Source organism: Micromonospora sp. MH33 (genome assembly GCF_003013775.1).
GTDB classification, from domain to species: domain Bacteria; phylum Actinomycetota; class Actinomycetes; order Mycobacteriales; family Micromonosporaceae; genus Micromonospora; species Micromonospora fulviviridis.
In genome coordinates this window covers 1-15,776 of record NZ_MUYZ01000150.1, presented here as the reverse complement: position 1 = coordinate 15,776, position 15,776 = coordinate 1, and the positions used below count along the sequence as shown (strand labels likewise).

At 73.6% G+C, this 15,776-nt stretch carries 16 protein-coding genes and 2 pseudogenes; 14 read left to right on the top strand and 4 right to left on the bottom strand.

Annotated features, from left to right (window positions below; all coding sequences use genetic code 11):
* Together B0E53_RS21590 and B0E53_RS21585 are read left to right on the top strand one after the other, a co-directional pair.
* Positions 1 to 725 (top strand): annotated as a pseudogene (locus B0E53_RS21590) (hypothetical protein); the annotation flags it as partial.
* Positions 726 to 825: 100 nt separating this feature from the next.
* Complete coding sequence (locus tag B0E53_RS21585) at positions 826 to 2,679, top strand: transketolase (RefSeq protein ID WP_107077722.1); 1,854 nt, start codon at positions 826 to 828, stop codon at positions 2,677 to 2,679.
* Positions 2,680 to 2,704: 25 nt separating this feature from the next.
* Here B0E53_RS21585 and ligD read toward each other — a convergent pair whose 3' ends face one another.
* Positions 2,705 to 3,658, bottom strand: a complete 954-nt coding sequence (gene ligD, locus B0E53_RS21580; RefSeq protein WP_210406169.1) for a non-homologous end-joining DNA ligase — start codon at positions 3,656 to 3,658, stop codon at positions 2,705 to 2,707.
* A 135-nt stretch (positions 3,659 to 3,793) separates the two neighbouring features.
* Between ligD and B0E53_RS21575 the strand changes: the two genes are divergently transcribed.
* Together B0E53_RS21575 and B0E53_RS21570 are read left to right on the top strand one after the other, a co-directional pair.
* Positions 3,794 to 4,183: a DUF2267 domain-containing protein gene (locus tag B0E53_RS21575; protein ID WP_107077721.1), complete on the top strand. Its 390-nt coding sequence runs from the start codon at positions 3,794 to 3,796 to the stop codon at positions 4,181 to 4,183.
* Positions 4,184 to 4,260: 77 nt separating this feature from the next.
* Positions 4,261 to 5,055, top strand: coding sequence for a maleylpyruvate isomerase family mycothiol-dependent enzyme (locus B0E53_RS21570; protein ID WP_107077720.1), 795 nt, complete (start codon positions 4,261 to 4,263; stop codon positions 5,053 to 5,055).
* Positions 5,056 to 5,089: 34 nt separating this feature from the next.
* Here the strand turns inward: B0E53_RS21570 and B0E53_RS21565 are convergent, their stop codons facing one another.
* Positions 5,090 to 5,830, bottom strand: coding sequence for an FCD domain-containing protein (locus B0E53_RS21565; protein WP_246835529.1), 741 nt, complete (start codon positions 5,828 to 5,830; stop codon positions 5,090 to 5,092).
* A gap of 173 nt (positions 5,831 to 6,003) precedes the next feature.
* Between B0E53_RS21565 and B0E53_RS21560 the strand changes: the two genes are divergently transcribed.
* The 8 genes from B0E53_RS21560 to B0E53_RS21525 all read left to right on the top strand — a co-directional run bounded on the left by B0E53_RS21560 (position 6,004) and on the right by B0E53_RS21525 (position 13,663).
* Positions 6,004 to 7,257 carry a sugar ABC transporter substrate-binding protein gene (locus B0E53_RS21560; RefSeq protein ID WP_210406167.1) on the top strand — a complete coding sequence of 418 codons (1,254 nt, stop codon included), beginning with the start codon at positions 6,004 to 6,006 and terminating at the stop codon, positions 7,255 to 7,257.
* A gap of 74 nt (positions 7,258 to 7,331) precedes the next feature.
* Positions 7,332 to 8,279, top strand: a complete 948-nt coding sequence (locus B0E53_RS21555; RefSeq protein WP_229791840.1) for a sugar ABC transporter permease — start codon at positions 7,332 to 7,334, stop codon at positions 8,277 to 8,279.
* Positions 8,276 to 9,091, top strand: coding sequence for a carbohydrate ABC transporter permease (locus B0E53_RS21550; RefSeq protein WP_107077717.1), 816 nt, complete (start codon positions 8,276 to 8,278; stop codon positions 9,089 to 9,091). Before B0E53_RS21555 ends, B0E53_RS21550 begins: the two co-directional genes overlap by 4 nt.
* 5 nt (positions 9,092 to 9,096) lie before the next feature.
* Entirely contained in the window at positions 9,097 to 10,245 is a 1,149-nt protein-coding gene (dgoD, locus tag B0E53_RS21545; RefSeq protein WP_107077716.1) for a galactonate dehydratase, read from the top strand.
* Positions 10,246 to 10,247: 2 nt separating this feature from the next.
* Entirely contained in the window at positions 10,248 to 10,871 is a 624-nt protein-coding gene (locus B0E53_RS21540; protein ID WP_246835528.1) for a bifunctional 4-hydroxy-2-oxoglutarate aldolase/2-dehydro-3-deoxy-phosphogluconate aldolase, read from the top strand.
* Between the two features lie 49 nt (positions 10,872 to 10,920).
* On the top strand, positions 10,921 to 11,874 hold the full coding sequence (locus B0E53_RS21535) for a sugar kinase (RefSeq protein ID WP_107077714.1): 954 nt from the start codon (positions 10,921 to 10,923) through the stop codon (positions 11,872 to 11,874).
* Between the two features lie 24 nt (positions 11,875 to 11,898).
* Positions 11,899 to 13,128, top strand: a complete 1,230-nt coding sequence (gene manD / locus B0E53_RS21530) for a D-mannonate dehydratase ManD (RefSeq protein ID WP_107077713.1) — start codon at positions 11,899 to 11,901, stop codon at positions 13,126 to 13,128.
* Entirely contained in the window at positions 13,118 to 13,663 is a 546-nt protein-coding gene (locus B0E53_RS21525) for a gluconokinase (protein ID WP_107077712.1), read from the top strand. The genes manD and B0E53_RS21525 overlap by 11 nt, the downstream gene beginning before the upstream one ends.
* Before the next feature lie 43 nt (positions 13,664 to 13,706).
* Here B0E53_RS21525 and B0E53_RS21520 read toward each other — a convergent pair whose 3' ends face one another.
* Together B0E53_RS21520 and B0E53_RS37070 are read right to left on the bottom strand one after the other, a co-directional pair.
* On the bottom strand, positions 13,707 to 14,126 hold the full coding sequence (locus B0E53_RS21520) for a YchJ family protein (protein ID WP_107077711.1): 420 nt from the start codon (positions 14,124 to 14,126) through the stop codon (positions 13,707 to 13,709).
* A gap of 21 nt (positions 14,127 to 14,147) precedes the next feature.
* Positions 14,148 to 14,729 carry a histone H1 gene (locus tag B0E53_RS37070; RefSeq protein ID WP_146167726.1) on the bottom strand — a complete coding sequence of 194 codons (582 nt, stop codon included), beginning with the start codon at positions 14,727 to 14,729 and terminating at the stop codon, positions 14,148 to 14,150.
* A 218-nt stretch (positions 14,730 to 14,947) separates the two neighbouring features.
* Here B0E53_RS37070 and B0E53_RS21510 point away from each other — a divergent pair, with 218 nt between their 5' ends.
* Both B0E53_RS21510 and B0E53_RS21505 read left to right on the top strand, forming a co-directional pair.
* Positions 14,948 to 15,565 carry a DsbA family protein gene (locus B0E53_RS21510; protein ID WP_107077709.1) on the top strand — a complete coding sequence of 206 codons (618 nt, stop codon included), beginning with the start codon at positions 14,948 to 14,950 and terminating at the stop codon, positions 15,563 to 15,565.
* A gap of 3 nt (positions 15,566 to 15,568) precedes the next feature.
* A pseudogene (locus B0E53_RS21505) lies at positions 15,569 to 15,776 on the top strand (MFS transporter); the annotation flags it as partial.

Sequence of the window (15,776 nt, the reverse complement as noted above, 5' to 3'; positions counted from 1 at the left end):
CCGCGACCAGGGCGATCCAGCCCGCCGCGACCAGCGCGATCCAGCGCGGCGCGATCCAGCCCGGCCCGGTCGGCGAGACCCAGCCCGATCCCGACGAGCCGGGCTGGTGGACCAGCCTGCGCGGCGGGCTGGCCGAGGCCCGCGCCGACCGGTCGGTGCGGGCGGCGCTGCTGCTGGTGCCGGCGGTCGCCGCCGTGTGGGGCGGCCTCGACGAGTACACGCCGCTGCTGGCCCGGGACACCGGGGTTCCGGCGGCCGGCGTGCCGTTGCTGCTCCTGCTGGTCTGGGCCGGCACGACGGTGGGCGGGCTGCTGGCCCCGGTGGGGGAGCGGTTGACCGACCACGGCTTCGCCGTCCTGCTGGCCGGCGCGGCGCTGGCCCTGGCCGCGGGCGCCCTGCTCCGGCACCCGGCCGGGTTCGTCCTGGTCGGCGTCGCGTTCGCGGCGTTCCAGCTCGCCACCGTGCTGGCCGACGTCCGGCTGCAGGCCCGGATCAACGGTCCGGACCGGGCGACCGTCACCTCGGTGGCGGGAATGGCCACCGACCTGACGATCATCGCGGTCTACGCGGGATACGGCGTCGTGGCGGGCGCGGCCGGCAACGCGGTCGCCTTCGCGGTGGCCGTGCTGCCGTATCTGCTGCTGGCGGGCCGGCTGGCCACCCGTCGACCCGCCAGACCGGGCTTAGCGAATAGGTCATTGCCCGACAATGCGGGGCTTTCCTGACTACGGTATGGGCGGAAGCGACCGGCGCCGGTCGTCCCCCGGGGCGGGCCCGGGGCGGCCGGCGGTGTGCTGGTCGGGACGGAGGCGACGCGGCGTGACGATGGAAGCAGAGCGCACCCTGCGCGAGGAGGAGCTGACCGGGTTGGCGGATCTCGCCGCCCAGCTCCGGGTCGACTCGATCCGGTGCAGCACCCGGGCCGGCTCCGGTCACCCCACGTCGAGCCTGTCCGCCGCGGACCTGCTCGCGGTGCTCATCTCCCGCCACCTGCGCTACGACTGGTCCTACCCGGGCAACCGGGCCAACGACCACCTGATCTTCTCCAAGGGGCACGCCTCGCCGCTGCTGTACGCGGTCTTCCGGGCCACCGGCGCGATCAGCGAGCAGGAACTGCTGGAGACCTACCGCCAGGCGAACTCCCGCCTCCAGGGCCACCCCACCCCGGCCCTGCCCTGGGTCGACACCGCCACCGGCTCGCTCGGCCAGGGGCTGCCGGTCGGCGTCGGCATCGCCCTGGCCGGGCAGTACCTGGACAAGCTGCCGTTCCATGTCTGGGTGCTCTGCGGCGACAGCGAGACGGCCGAGGGCTCGATCTGGGAGGCGCTGGACAAGGCCGGGCACTACGGGCTGCGCAACCTCACCGCGATCGTGGACGTGAACCGGTTCGGCCAGCGGGGACCGACCGAGCTGGAGTGGGACCTGGACACCTACCGCCGGCGGGTCGAGGCGTTCGGCTGCCACCCGCTGGTCGTCGACGGGCACGACCTGGCGGCGATCGACGAGGCGTTCGGGCAGGCCCGGCAGGCGAGCGGCCCGACCGTGGTGCTCGCCCGGACGGTCAAGGGGAAGGGCGTGCCGGAGATCGAGAACCGGCCGGACTGGCACGGCAAGGCGCTCGAGCCGGACCAGGCCGAGCGCGCCGTCCAGGCCCTCGGTGGCGTGCGGCAGATCCGGGTCGCCGGCCCGCGGCCCGCCGCCGCGCCGCCGGCACCGACCCCCGCCGGGAAGGCGCCGGAGCTGCCCCGGTACGAGAAGGGGGCGAAGGTGGCCACCCGCAACGCGTACGGGGACGCGCTGCGCGCGCTGGGCGCCCGGCCCGACGTGGTGGCCCTCGACGGCGAGGTCAGCGACTCGACCCGGGCGGACAAGTTCGGCGAGGCGTACCCGGACCGGTTCTTCGAGATGTTCATCGCCGAGCAGCAACTGATCGCCGCCGCGGTGGGACTCCGGGTCCGCGGCTACCGGCCCTTCGCGGCCACCTTCGCCGCGTTCCTCTCCCGGGCCTACGACTTCATCCGGATGGCCGGCATCTCCCGGGCCGACATCGCCCTCGCCGGCTCGCACGCCGGCGTGGAGATCGGCCCGGACGGCCCCTCGCAGATGGGGCTGGAGGACCTCGCCGCCCTGCGCGCCGTGCACGGGTCGACCGTCCTCTACCCGAGCGACGCCGTCTCCTGCGCGGCCCTGGTCGCCGCCATGGTCGACTGCGAGGGCGTCAGCTACCTGCGCACCACCCGCGGCAAGTACCCGGTGCTCTACGACAACGGGGACGACTTCCCGATCGGCGGCAGCAAGCTGCTCCGCGACGGGAGCGACGTCGCGCTCATCGGCGCCGGGGTGACCGTGCACAACTGCCTCACGGCCGCCGACGAGCTGGCCCGCGAGGGGATCGACGCGCGGGTCGTCGACCTCTACTCGGTCAAGCCGGTCGACCGGCAGCGGCTGCTCGACGCCGTGCGGGACACCGGCGGCCGGTTGGTGGTGGTCGAGGACCACTACCCGCAGGGCGGGTTGGGCTCGGCCGTGCTGGAGTCGCTGGCCGACCTGGCCGAGCCGGTGCGGGTGAGCCACCTGGCGGTCCGCGGGCTGCCCGGCTCCGGGACCCCGACCCAGCAGATGGACCGGGCGGGCATCGGCGCCCACGCGATCGTCAGCGCGGCGCGCGCCCTGGCCTGACGGACGCGTCGGCTCGCGGCCCGGGTCACCGCCGCAGCCGGATCTCCGCCGGGTCCCGGTCGCTGCGCAGCCCCTTCCAGGAGGGGTGGCGCAGGCGGCGGTCGGGGGTCCAGGACCGGAAGGTCACGTCGCCGACCAGCACCGGGTCGACCCAGACGGCGTGGCGGGCCTGGTCGCGCGGGACCGGGTCGGCGAAGGGCGGGTCCGGCCGGGCCAGCGGCTCCAGGCGGGCCGCCAGGTCGCGCAGCACGGTCTGGGTGAAGCCGGTGCCGACGTGCCCGATGTACTGCAGCCGGTCGTGTTCGTCGTACATGCCGAGCAGCAGGGACCCGATGCCGCCGGCCCGGCGGCCGGCGCCCGGCTTCCAGCCGCCCACGATCACCTCGACGGTCTCGTTCAGCGGCACCTTGACCCACGCCGAGCCCCGGCGGCCCGGCTCGTACGCCGATCCGAGCCGCTTGGCGACCACGCCCTCCAGGCCGAGTTCGGCCGCCGCGGTGGCCAGGTCCCGACCGGCCTCGCCGGTCCAGTAGGGCGGCGTCTCGACACTCCCGCCGCTGAGCCCCAGCTCCTCCAGCGCCGCGCGGCGTTCCGTGTACGGCAGAACCGTGGTGTCCCGCCCGTCGAGGTGCAGCAGGTCGAACAGGTAGTACCGGACGGGAGTCGAGGCGACTAGCGCGGCGGCCGGCGCCCGGACGTGCATCCGCCGCTGGAGCGCGGAGAAGCTGGGCCGGCCGTCGGCGTCGAGCGCCACGATCTCGCCGTCGAGCACCGCCCGCCGTCCGGCCAGCAGGTCGGCCAGCTCGCCCAGCTCCGGGTACGCCCGGGTGACGTCCCGGTCGTTGCGGCTGAGCAGCCGCAGCCCGCCGTCGACGTACGCCACCGCGCGCACGCCGTCCCACTTGAACTCGTACCCCCAGCCGGGTCCGGTGGGCAGCGCCCCGGCGCCGGCGAGCATCGGCGGCACGAGCGTCGGCATCCTGGCAGCCACGTCCCGATCCTGGCCGTCGCCGCGCGGCGCGACGCCGGTTTCCAGGCTTTCGCCCGAACGGCGGTCGTTTGTGGTGGTCGCCTGCGGGTAGCCACGCGGTCTCCGGGACGGAAGGACCGAGCGATGGCGGACTTGGAGTTCGTGGCGAAGGTGGCCGCACGGGCGGGCGTCCCGGCGGAGACCGCGCGATCCCTGACCGAGGCCACCCTGCGCACCCTCGCCGAGCGGATCAGCGGCGGCGAGGCGGCGGACCTGGCCGACCACGTGGCCCACGAGCTGCGCCCGCTGCTGGCCCGGGCCCGCCCGGAGGAGCCGGAGGCGTTCGGGTACGACGAGTTCCTGCGCCGGGTGGCCGATCGTGCCGGCACGGCGCCGGACGTGGCCGAGCGGGGTGCCCGCGCCGTGCTGCAGACCCTGCACCGGGTGGCGGGGCACGCCGAGTTCGAGCAGGCCCTGGCGCAGCTGCCGCGCGAGATCGGGGCGCTGGCCCAGCCGCTGCCCCGCACGCCCTGACCCGGCCGGGGCCGTGGGTGGGACGAAACGCCCGGCGGGTCCCGCCGGGGCGGTCGACCGGCCGTTAGGTTGGGTTGATGGCCGCCCTGAGCTTCGACCGCCACCGCGCCGAGATCGTCGCCCAGAGCGATCTGCTCCGCACCCACCTCGACGGCGCCGACCTGACCATGCCCGTCGCCTCCTGCCCCGGGTGGAACGTGGGCCAGCTGGCCCGGCACCTCGGCGGCGGCCAGCGCTGGGCGGCCGAGGTGGTCCGTACCCGGGCCGAGCGGCCGCCGTCGGACACCCACTTCCGCGACCTGTCCCCGTACGCCCGGGAGGAGCCGGCGGTGGTCGGCCCCTGGCTGGTGGAGAGCGCCGCCGCGCTGGCCGACGCGCTCGGCGAGGCCGGCCCCGACGTGGCGACCTGGACGCCGATGCCGGTGCCGGCCGCCGGGGTGTTCTGGGCGCGCCGGTTCGCCAACGAGACGCTGCTGCACCGCGCGGACGCCGCCCTCGCCCTGGGCGTGGACTTCGCCGTCGACCCGGCGGTGGCGGTCGACGCGCTGGACGAGTGGATGGAGCTGGGGTCCCTGCCGCAGATGCTGGACTTCTATCCGCACCGGCGCGACCTGCTCGGCCCCGGCCGCACCCTGCACTTCCACGCCACCGACGTGCCGGCCGAGCTGGGCGCGGAGTGGCTGGTGGACCTCACCGGGGACACCCTCGCCTGGCGGCGGGCGCACGAGAGGGCCGCCGTGGCGGTCCGCGGCCCGGTGACCGAGCTGCTGCTGATGATCTACCGGCGGCGCCCGGTCGACACCGCCGTGGTCGAGGTCCTCGGCGACGCGGCGCTGCTGGACCGCTGGCTGGCGGGGGTCGCGTTCGGCTGAGCGGGCGTCGCCGACCGCCCGGCGTGACGCGCGGTCAGCTCACCGGATCCGGTTCGGTCGTCTGTTCCCACATGGACTTCATCTCGTCGAACGCCTGCTCCATGATCTGCACCATGGCGCGGCGGGCCGCTTCGCCGTCGCGGCGCTGGATCGCCGAGGCCACGTCGGCGTGCAGCTGCAACGCCTGCTGGTCCGGGTGGTGCGGCATGAGGTGGTAGTGGTGGCGGCCGGTGAGCACCTCGGCGACCAGTTCCCGGAGCTTGCCGAACATCTCGTTGCCGGACGCGGCCAGGACCCGCCGGTGGAACTCGATGTCCAGGCGCAGGAACCGGTCCTCGTCCCCGGCCTGTCCGGCGGCCCACATCTTCGCCGCGACCCCGACCAGGTCGCTGGCGTCGTCGGGGGAGATCCGTCCGGCGGCCAGCCAGGCGGCGTGCGGCTCGACCGCGGTCCGCAGCTCGGTGATCGAGCGGAGCTGCGCCATCCGGCCGGCGGAGGCGAGCCGCCAGCGGATCACCTGCGGATCGAAGACGTTCCACGCCTCGGCGGGTCGGATCAGGACGCCGACCCGGCGGCGCGTCTCGATGAGGCCCATCGACGCGAGCACCCGGAGGACCTCGCGGATCACCGACCGGGAGACCGCGTGCCGGTCGACCAGCTCGTCGATGTTGAGCACGGCGCCGGCGGTCAGTTCGCCGCCACAGACGGCCGTGCCGAGTTCGTCGAGTACGCGGGCGTGCAGCCCGGTCTCGCCCCCGGAGGAGGAGTGATCCACGGGTCGGAGCATATCAGTTGGCAATCACCCCTTGAATAAATCCGCTTTTTCGGCCTAGCATCCCGTGGTTAAGCGGACGTTACAGCGTTGTGGCGCTCTTCCCCCGGGGCGGCGACCACGAGAAATGGAGAGATGACGTGCGACGTCGATCGATATTCGGTACGTCTCTGGCCGTGGTCGCAGCCATGGGCCTGGCCGCCTGCGGCGGCGGTGGCGACGACAGCGGCGCGTCCAAGACGGTGCGCGTGACCCTGGCGAACCACGTCTGGACCGAGAACATCAAGGCGGCCCTGCCCGAGTTCGAGAAGCAGACCGGGCTCAAGGTCGAGATCACCCAGCTCGGCGAGGACCAGCTCTCCGACCAGTACAACGTCAAGCTCAACGCCGGCTCGTCCGACCTCGACGTGATGATGTACCGGCCCCTCCAGGAGGGGAAGCTCTTCGCGAAGAACAAGTACCTGGCCGACATCTCCGACCAGGTGAAGTCCAGCAAGGACTGGGACTACTCCGACTTCCAGTCCGGCCCGGTCGAGGCCACCACGTACGAGGGCAAGTCGGTGGGCGTCCCGATCATCACCGAGCAGGAGGTCCTGTACTACCGCAAGGACCTGCTGGCCAAGGCCGGACTGAGCGCCGCGCCGAAGACCCTCGACGAGCTGAAGACGGCCGCCGCGAAGATCAAGGCCAGCGTCCCGGGCACCGCGGGCTTCGTCGCCCGGACCGGCAAGTCGCCGGCGGTCACCCAGTTCTCCAGCTTCCTGTACAGCTTCGGCGGTGACTTCGTCGACGGCAGCGGCAAGGCGACCGTCAACAGCGACGCCGCCAAGCAGGCGTACGCCTTCTACGGCGGGCTGATCAAGGACTCCGGCCCGGCCAACGTCAGCACCGACATGAGCTGGCCCGAGGCGATGGCCATCTTTACCCAGGGCAAGGCCGCCTTCTACACCGAGGCCAACTCGCTCTACAAGAACGCCACCGACCCGGCCAAGTCCAAGGTGTCCGACACCGTCGGCTTCGCGCCGTTCCCGGCCGGCCCGGCCGGCTCCAAGCCGTACAACATCCCGTCGTGGGCGCTGGGCATCAACGACGCCTCCAAGAACAAGAGCAACGCCTGGAAGTTCGTCGAGTGGGCCACCGGCAAGGAGCAGACCCTCGCTCAGCAGAAGGCCGGCGTGCCGAGCGCGCGTACCTCGGTCTGGGCCAACCCGGAGGGCACCGCGAGCTACCCGAAGGACCTGGTCGAGGCCATCACCGCGAGCACCAAGGACGGCGTCGCCCATGACCGCCCCGTGGTGGTGAAGGTTGGCCAGGCCCGGGAGCTCGTCGGCCAGCCGATCGTCGACGCGATCACCGGCAAGGACCCGGCGGCCGCGGCCGACACCGCCAACGAGGCCTTCCAGAAGTTCCTGGACGACGAGGCCAAGTAACACGCGCGCGGGTGGTGGGGCGGCTCGCCCCGCCACCCGCGTACCCCTGTCGGTCCGCCCACCCCGGAGATCCCATGGCAACCGTCACCACCCCCCGCCGCGCACCCGGCGGCGCCGGCGTCATGCCCGACACGCCCGGCTGGGCGCGCTGGGCCAACGACCACCGCAAGTGGCTCTTCGCCGCGCCCGCGATGGCCTTCGTCGCCGCCTTGATCGTGATCCCGCTGGGCTGGACCGCCTGGCTCAGCCTCACCGACGCCGAGGGGTCCGTCCGCGCCGAGAGCGAGTTCGTGGGCTTCCAGAACTACCTCGACGTGCTGTCGGACACCGACCGGTTCTGGCCGGCCGTCGGCCGTACCGCCGGCTTCACCCTCGTCGCGCTGCTGTTCGAGGTGGTCCTCGGCATGGCCATCGCACTGCTGCTGTGGCGGCCGTTCAAGGGCCAGAAGTGGGTCCGGGTCGCCATCCTCATGCCACTGGTCGCCACCCCGGTCGCGGTCGGCATGATGTGGCGGCTCATCTTCGACCCGAACATCGGCCTGGCCAACCAGGTGCTCGGCTGGGTCGGGATCGGCCCGCAGCCCTGGCTCGCCGGCCAGCACTCCGCCCTGCCCACCACGATCTTCATCGACGTGTGGCAGTGGACGCCGATGGTGGTGCTGATCCTGCTCGCCGGGCTGAGCTCGCTGTCCGAGGAACCCCAGGAGGCGGCGCGGATCGACGGCGCCAGCACCTGGCAGCGGTTCCGGCACGTCACCCTGCCGCTGCTGATGCCCACGGTGATCGTCGCGATCCTGCTGCGCGGCATCGACGCGCTGAAGACCTTCGACATCCTCTACGCCACCAAGGGCCGCGGCGGCGGCTCCTTCCACGAGGTGGAGACCCTCAACGTGTACGCCTACGGGCTGAGCTTCGACTACAACGAGTACGGCGTCTCGTCCACCGTCCTCATCCTCTTCTTCCTGATCATCATCGGGTCGATGTGGGCCCTGACCGCCCGGCGCAAGGAGGCCAAGCGATGAAGGCCAGTCCCGCGTACCGGGTGTTCCGGGTGGTGGCCCTCGTCGTGGTGGTGCTGTCGCTGGTCACGCCGCTGCTCTGGATGATCGCCGCGTCGTTCAAGACCAACGTCGACATCTACGACACCGGCAAGGCGCTGGTCTTCTCGCCCACCCTGGACAACTACGCGACCGTGCTCAAGCAGTCGCACTACGTCCAGTTCATCGGCAACAGCCTGTGGGTGGCGTTCGCCGCCACCGTGCTGTCCCTGCTGCTCGGCGTGCCGGCCGCGTACTCGATGAGCCGGTTCAACATGAAGAAGTCGGCCCTCGTGGTGCTGATGGCCCGGGTCATCCCCGGCGTCTCGCTGCTGGTGCCCTGGTACTACGTCTTCTCGAACCTGCAGCTGGTCGGCGGCTTCACCGTGCTGATCCTCAGCCACATGTTCGTCTCGCTGCCGTTGATCGTCTACATCATGATGGGCTTCTTCGACGGCCTGCCCGAGGAACTGGAGGAGGCGGCGCTGGTCGACGGGCTCACCCACATCGGCGCGTTCCGCAGGATCACCCTGCCGCTGTCCGTGCCGGGCATCGCCACCGCCGGCATCCTGTCCTTCATCTTCTCCTGGAACAACTTCATGTTCGCCCTGGTCCTGTCCGGGGCGGACACCAAGACCCTGCCCGTGGCGATCTTCGACTTCGTCGGCTACGCCAGCATCGACTGGGGCGGCCTGATGGCCGCGGCCACCGTGGTCACCCTGCCGATCATGGTGATCGCCCTGTTCGTGCAGAAGTACGTGGTCTCCGGCCTGACCGCCGGCGCGACGAAGGGCTGAGCACCGTGACCACCATCGCGCGCATCGAGACCTTCCTGGTCGCGCCCCGCTGGCTCTTCGTGCGGGTGGAGACCGAATCCGGCATCGTCGGCTGGGGCGAGGCCACCTGCGAGGGGCGCTCCGAGACCGTCCGCGCCGCCGTCGACCAGCTCGCCGAACTGCTGGTCGGCCGGGACGCGCTGCGCATCGAGGACCACTGGCAGGTGCTGACCAAGGGGTCGTTCTACCGGGGCGGGCCGATCCTGGCCAGCGCGGTGGCCGGCCTCGACCAGGCGCTCTGGGACATCGCCGGCAAGCACTGGGGCGCTCCCGTCCACCAGCTGCTCGGCGGCCCGGTCCGGGACCGGATCCGGGTGTACGGCTGGGTCGGCGGCGACGAGCCCGGCGAGGTCCGCGACCAGATCAGCGCCGCCGTCGAGACCGGCCTCACCGCGGTCAAGATGAACGCCTCCGGCCGGATGAGCGCGGTGGCCTCGGTGGCCGAACTCGACGGCGTGGTACAGCGGGTGGCCGCCGCCCGCGAGGTGCTCGGTGACCACCGGGACGTCGCGGTCGACTTCCACGGCCGGTTCAGCCTGGCCAGCGCCCGCCGGGTCGCCCCGCTGCTGGAGCCCTACCGGCCGTTCTTCCTGGAGGAGCCGGTGGTGCCGGAGAACTCGCACCTGATCGGCGAGTTCGTCCGCTCCACCACCACACCGGTGTCCACGGGGGAGCGGCTCTACAGCCGGCAGGAGTTCCTGCCCGTCCTCCAGGCCGGCATCGCGGTCGCCCAGCCGGACCTCTCGCACGCCGGCGGCATCACCGAGGTCCGCAAGATCGCCGCGCTGGCCGAGGTGTACGACGTCCAGCTCGCCCCGCACTGCCCGCTCGGCCCGATCGCCCTCGCGGCCTGCCTCCAGGTCGGCTTCGCCACGCCGAACTACCTGATCCAGGAGCAGAGCATCGGCATCCACTACAACCTCGGCGCCGAGGTGCTCGACTACTGCCTCGACAAGACGCCACTGACCTTCGTGGACGGGTACGTCGAGCGGCTCACCGCACCCGGCCTGGGCATCGAGATCGACGAGGCGGCGGTGCGCGCCGCCGACAAGCGCGGCCACGCCTGGCGCAGCCCGATGTGGCGGCACCGGGACGGCTCCTACGCGGAATGGTGACCATGACCCTCGACCTCACCGCCGAACTCGCCGCCACCCGCCTGCTGGCGGTCATCCGCGGCACCGACCCGGCCGCCGCCATCGCCACCGGCACCGCCCTCCTCGCCGAGGGTGTCCGCGTCGTCGAGGTGGCCCTGACCACGCCCGGCGCGCTGGACGCCATCGCCGCGATCCGGGCCGCCGCCCCGCCCGGCTCGCTGGTCGGCGCGGGCACCGTGCTCACCCCGGCCGCCGTCGCCGACGTGGCCGCGGCCGGCGCGCAGTTCGTCGTCACCCCGGCCGTCGTCGACTCCATCGGCGAGGCGGCCCGCCGCGGACTGCCGGTGGCCGCCGGCGCGCTGACCCCGACCGAGGCGTACGCGGCGGTCCGGGCGGGAGCCGCCGCCGTGAAGCTCTTCCCAGCCGCGCTGGGCGGCCCGGCCTACCTCAAGGCGCTGCGCGACCCGTTCCCGGACATCCCGTTCGTCGCGGTCGGCGGGGTGGGGCTGGCCGAGCTGCCCGGCTACCTCGCCGCCGGGGCGATCGCCGTCGGCGTCGGCGGTCCGCTGGTCGGCGACGCCGCCTCCGGCGGCGACCTCGACGCCCTCCGCGCCCGGGCCCGCGCCTACCTGGCCGCCGTCGCATGAGCGCCGCCCCGCACGCCCGGTGCGCCCCCTCCCACCACCCGGCCGCCGCATGAGCGGCGTCGACCTGCTCACCTTCGGCGAGGCGCTGGTCTCGCTGCGCTCGACCGGGCCGCTCACGGCCGGTGGCGCGCTCACCCCGCACCTGGCCGGGGCGGAGTCCAACGTGGCCGTCGGGCTGGCCCGGCTCGGCCACCGAGCGGCCTTCGCCGGCCGGGTCAGCGACGACGAGCTGGGCGGATTCCTGCTGCGCCAGTTGCGCGCCGAGGGCGTCGACGTGACGCACGTGGTCCGCGACGGCGAGCGCCCCGCCGGGCTGATGTTCCTGGAACGGCGCACCGCCGACCTGACCCGGGTGCTCTACCAGCGGGCCGGCTCGGCCGGGTCGGCGCTCGGCGTCGACGACCTGCGGCCCGCCCTGGCGGCCGGCGCCCGGGTGCTGCACCTGACCGGGATCACCCCGGCGCTCTCCGACCGCGCCCGGGAGGCCGCCGCCTGGGCCGCCGAGACGGCCGCCCGGGCCGGGACGCTGGTCTGCCTCGACGTCAACCACCGGGCGAAGCTGTGGTCCCGGGACGCCGCGCGGGCCGTGCTCACCCCGCTCGCCGGGCACGCCTCGGTCGTGGTCGCCTCGGCCGACGAGCTGGACCTGGTCGGCGCGCCCGGGGCGGACGAGGACACGCTGGCGGCCGGGCTGCTGGCCCGGGGCGTGTCGACCGTGCTGGTGAAGCTCGGCGGCGACGGCGCCCGGGCGTACACCCGGGACGGCCGCCGGCACGCGGCGGCGCTGCCCGTGACGGCGGTCGACACCGTCGGCGCGGGGGACGCCTTCACCGCCGGCTACCTCTCCGGCCACCTGGACGGGCTCGACCTGGCCGGGCGGCTGCGCCGCGCGGTCACCCTCGGCGCCTTCGCCGTCGCCGGACACGGCGACTGGGAGACCCTGCCGCGCCGGGACGAGTTGTCCCTCCTGGACTCCCGGCAACCCGGCGACACCCTTCGCTGACCCACCCCGAGAAAGGCAATCCGCGTGAAGATCGTCGCAGCGGACGTGATCGTCTCCAGCCCCGACCGCAACTTCGTCACCCTCAAGATCACCACCGACGAGGGCCTCACCGGGCTGGGCGACGGCACCCTCAACGGCCGCGAGCTGGCCGTCGCGTCCTACCTGGCCGACCACGTCGTTCCCCTGCTGATCGGGCGTGACCCGCACCGCATCGAGGACACCTGGCAGTTCCTGTACCGGTCGGCCTACTGGCGGCGCGGGCCGGTCACCATGGCCGCCATCGCCGCCGTCGACGTCGCGCTCTGGGACATCAAGGCCAAGGCCGCCGGGATGCCGCTCTACCAGCTGCTCGGCGGCGCGTCCCGGACCGGGATCATGGCGTACGGGCACGCCTCCGGCCGGGACCTGCCCGAGCTGTTCGACTCCATCCGCGCGCACCTGGAGCTGGGCTACCGGTCGATCCGGGTGCAGACCGCGGTGCCCGGCATCAACGCCGTGTACGGCGTCGCCGCCCAGCCCAGCATCGACGGCAAGCGGTACGACTACGAGCCCGCCCAGCGCATCCCGCTGCCCGCCGAGGAGGACTGGGACACCCGCGCCTACCTGCGCCACCTGCCCGCCGTGTTCGAGGCGGTCCGCAACGAGTTCGGCCCCGAACTGCCGCTGCTGCACGACGGCCACCACCGGATGACCCCGATCCAGGCCGCGAAGCTCGGCAAGGCGCTCGAACCGTACGACCTGTTCTGGCTGGAGGACTGCACCCCGGCGGAGAACCAGGAGGCGCTGCGGCTGGTCCGCCAGCACACCACCACCCCGCTGGCCATCGGCGAGGTCTTCAACACGGTGTGGGACTACCAGACGCTGATCCGGGAACAGCTGATCGACTACGTCCGGTCCGCCGTCACCCACACCGGGGGCATCACCGCGATGCGCAAGCTCCTCGACTACGCGGCCCAGTACCAGATCAAGTCCGGCATCCACGGCCCGACCGACATCTCGCCGGTCGGCATGGCCGCCGCCCTCCACCTGGACCTGGCCATCCACAACTTCGGCATCCAGGAGTACATGCAGCACGGCCCGCTCACCAACGAGGTGTTCCGGCAGTCGTTCCGCTTCACCGACGGGTACCTGCACCCGGGCGAGCAGCCCGGCCTCGGCGTGGAACTCGACGAGGAGGCGGCCGCCCGGTTCCCGTACCAGCCGGCGTACCTGCCGTTCAACCGGCTCAAGGACGGCACGGTCCATGACTGGTGAGCGCCCGCCCACCCGGCACGTCGTGGTGATGGGCGTGTCCGGCGCGGGCAAGACGACGGTGGCCCGGGGGATCAGCGAGCTGACCGGACTGCGGTTCGCCGAGGCCGACGAGTTCCACACCGAGGCACACGTGGCCCAGATGCGGGCCGGCATCCCGCTCACCGACGCGGACCGCTGGCCCTGGTTGCGCGCCCTGGCCGGCTGGATGGCGGACCGGCACGCCGAGGGGGTGTCCACCGTGCTGACCTGCTCGGCGCTCAAACGCGCGTACCGGGACGTGCTGCGGCAGGGGCCGGCGGACGTGGAGTTCCTGCACCTCGACGGGGCCGCCGAGCTGATCCGGGACCGGTTGGACCGGCGGGTCGGCCACTACATGCCGGCCAGCCTGTTCGACTCGCAACGGGCGATCCTGGAGCACCTGGGGCCGGACGAGGCCGGCGTGGTGCTGGAGGTGGCGGCGCCGCCGGAGGAACTGGTCAGGATGGCGGTCGAGCGGCTCGGCCTGCCGACGCGCGCCCCGGTCGCCGGCCCCTGACAGGCGTCCGCCGGCCGGTGGGCGGATCACCGCCGGCCGGCGGTCACCCGGGTAGGGCGTCCAGGTAGACCCAGCGGCCGTCCTCCCGGACGAACCGGCTGTGCTCGGCCACCGTGCCGGGCCGGCCGGCCTCCCGGTAGTGCGCCCGGAACCGGACGGTGCCCTCGGCGTCGAACAACCCGCCCCGGTCCGTCTCCAGCACCTCCAGCCGGGTCCACCGGGTGCCCGGCTCCAGCGCCAGCCGGGGCGGCCGGGTGCCGGGGTGCCAGCTGCGCAGCAGGTAATCGGCGTCGCCCACTGCGAAGGCGCTGTAGCGGGAGCGCATCAGCGCCTCGGCGGTGGCCGCCGCGGAGACGCCCCGGTGGATCGGTCCGCAGCAGTCCGCGTACGGCAGGCCGGAGCCGCAGGGACAGGGCCCGCTGGTGGGGTCGGCCGCGCTCCGGCGGGCACCGCGTTTCGCCACCCGGTCATTCTCGCCGACGGCTCACCGGGCGCTCGTGCGGGCCGTCCGCCGGTTGCCGAACGACTCCATGGTGGTCGCCTTCCGCGCCGGCGTACGCGTCTCGGCGACCCGGCGGGCCTTGGCGCCGGCCGCGGCCTTCTTGGCGGTGGCCGCGCGGGCCGTGCCCTTGGCGGCCGGGGCCTTCTTCGCCGTGGTCCGCGTGGCCGGGGCCGTCTTCACCGTCCTCCTGGTACCGGGCGCCTTCTTGGCCACGGCCTTCTTGGCGGGCGCCTTCTTCGCCACGGCCTTCTTGGCGGGCGCCTTCTTGGCCGCGGCCTTGGTGGCGGGGGCCTTCTTCGCCGCCGTGGTGGCCTTCTTCGCGGCGACCGCCTTGGCGGTGGGCTTCCGGGTGGGCGTGGCGGTGGTGGCCGAGGTGGCCTTCTTCCGCGCCGTCCGCGCGGTGGTCGGGGTCGGCTTCCCGCCGGGGGTCTTGGCGGCGGTCGCCGCGGTCGCCCGCCTGGTGGCGGTCGCGACCTTCTTCGCCGCCGCCTTGTTCGGCATCGGCGCCTTGCGGGCCCCGGTGGCTTTCCGGGCGCTGCTCGGTCTGGTGGCCGCCTGGGCCATCGTTCCTCCTCGCGGTCCGCCGCGGCCCGGACGGGTGGACGCCGTCCGGCGACGTCGGGCCGGCCGGCCCGCGCGGCGCGCGTGTCTTCCCGCCGCGCCGGTGGTCAAACACGGCGGTGGATTGGCCCAGCAGAATGCACGCGGATCGGCACTGCCGGTGGGCCGATCGCCGCTCTAGCGTCGGATCGACACCGCCGGACGAGAGGACCTGGACGACCATGACGACCGCCGACATGTGGTTCGACCCGCGCTGCCCGTGGGCCTGGAACGCCTCGCGTTGGCTGCTGGAGGTGGAGCGGGTCCGCGACGTGCCGATCCGCTTCCACGTGATGAGCCTGTCCCTGCTCAACGAGGGGCGCGAGGGCCTGGAGGAGTGGTACCGGGAATGGCTGAAGCCGGGCCTCGGCCCGGTCCGGGTGTGCGTGGCCGCCGAACAGAAGTACGGCCCGGACGTGCTGCGCGACCTCTACACGGCGTTGGGCGAGCGGATCCACCACGAGCGTGTCCCGATCGGCCGCGAGCTGTACGCGGCGGCGCTGAGCGAGGTAGGCCTGCCCGTCGAACTGGCCGACGCCGCCGACACCACGGACCACGACGAGGCGCTGCTGGCCAGCCACCACGCCGGGCTGGCGCCGGTCGGCGAGGATCTCGGCACGCCGACCATCCACGTCACCGGCTCCGACGGGCGGGTGCACGCGTTCTTCGGGCCGGTGCTGGCCCCCGTCCCGCGCGGCGAGGACGCCGGCCGGCTCTGGGACGGGGTGCTGCTGGTCTCCGGCACCGACGGGTTCTTCGAGTTGAAGCGGGCGCGTACCCGCCCGCCGATCGAGCGCTGAGGCATGTCCGGTCGCCTGCTCCCCGCGCCCGGCCCGGCGCGGACGCTCGCGCTTGCCCAACTGGCCAACTCGGTCGGGGACGGCGCGTTCCTGGTCACCTCCGCGCTCTACTTCACGCAGGTGGTGGGCCTGTCACCCGGCCAGGCCGGGCTCGGGCTCTCCGTCGGCTGGGCGGTGGGCCTGCTGGCCGGCGTGCCGGCCGGGCACGCCG

Coding starts and splice junctions, on each gene's coding strand:
- ligD (WP_210406169.1), bottom strand. CDS start 3,658: ATGCCGACGCTCGTGCCGCCGATGCTCGCCGGCGCCGGGGCGCTGCCC.
- B0E53_RS21550 (WP_107077717.1), top strand. CDS start 8,276: ATGAAGGCCAGTCCCGCGTACCGGGTGTTCCGGGTGGTGGCCCTCGTC.
- B0E53_RS21535 (WP_107077714.1), top strand. CDS start 10,921: ATGAGCGGCGTCGACCTGCTCACCTTCGGCGAGGCGCTGGTCTCGCTG.
- B0E53_RS21510 (WP_107077709.1), top strand. CDS start 14,948: ATGACGACCGCCGACATGTGGTTCGACCCGCGCTGCCCGTGGGCCTGG.
- B0E53_RS21555 (WP_229791840.1), top strand. CDS start 7,332: ATGGCAACCGTCACCACCCCCCGCCGCGCACCCGGCGGCGCCGGCGTC.
- B0E53_RS21585 (WP_107077722.1), top strand. CDS start 826: ATGGAAGCAGAGCGCACCCTGCGCGAGGAGGAGCTGACCGGGTTGGCG.
- B0E53_RS21570 (WP_107077720.1), top strand. CDS start 4,261: ATGGCCGCCCTGAGCTTCGACCGCCACCGCGCCGAGATCGTCGCCCAG.
- B0E53_RS21525 (WP_107077712.1), top strand. CDS start 13,118: ATGACTGGTGAGCGCCCGCCCACCCGGCACGTCGTGGTGATGGGCGTG.
- B0E53_RS37070 (WP_146167726.1), bottom strand. CDS start 14,729: ATGGCCCAGGCGGCCACCAGACCGAGCAGCGCCCGGAAAGCCACCGGG.
- B0E53_RS21575 (WP_107077721.1), top strand. CDS start 3,794: ATGGCGGACTTGGAGTTCGTGGCGAAGGTGGCCGCACGGGCGGGCGTC.
- B0E53_RS21540 (WP_246835528.1), top strand. CDS start 10,248: ATGACCCTCGACCTCACCGCCGAACTCGCCGCCACCCGCCTGCTGGCG.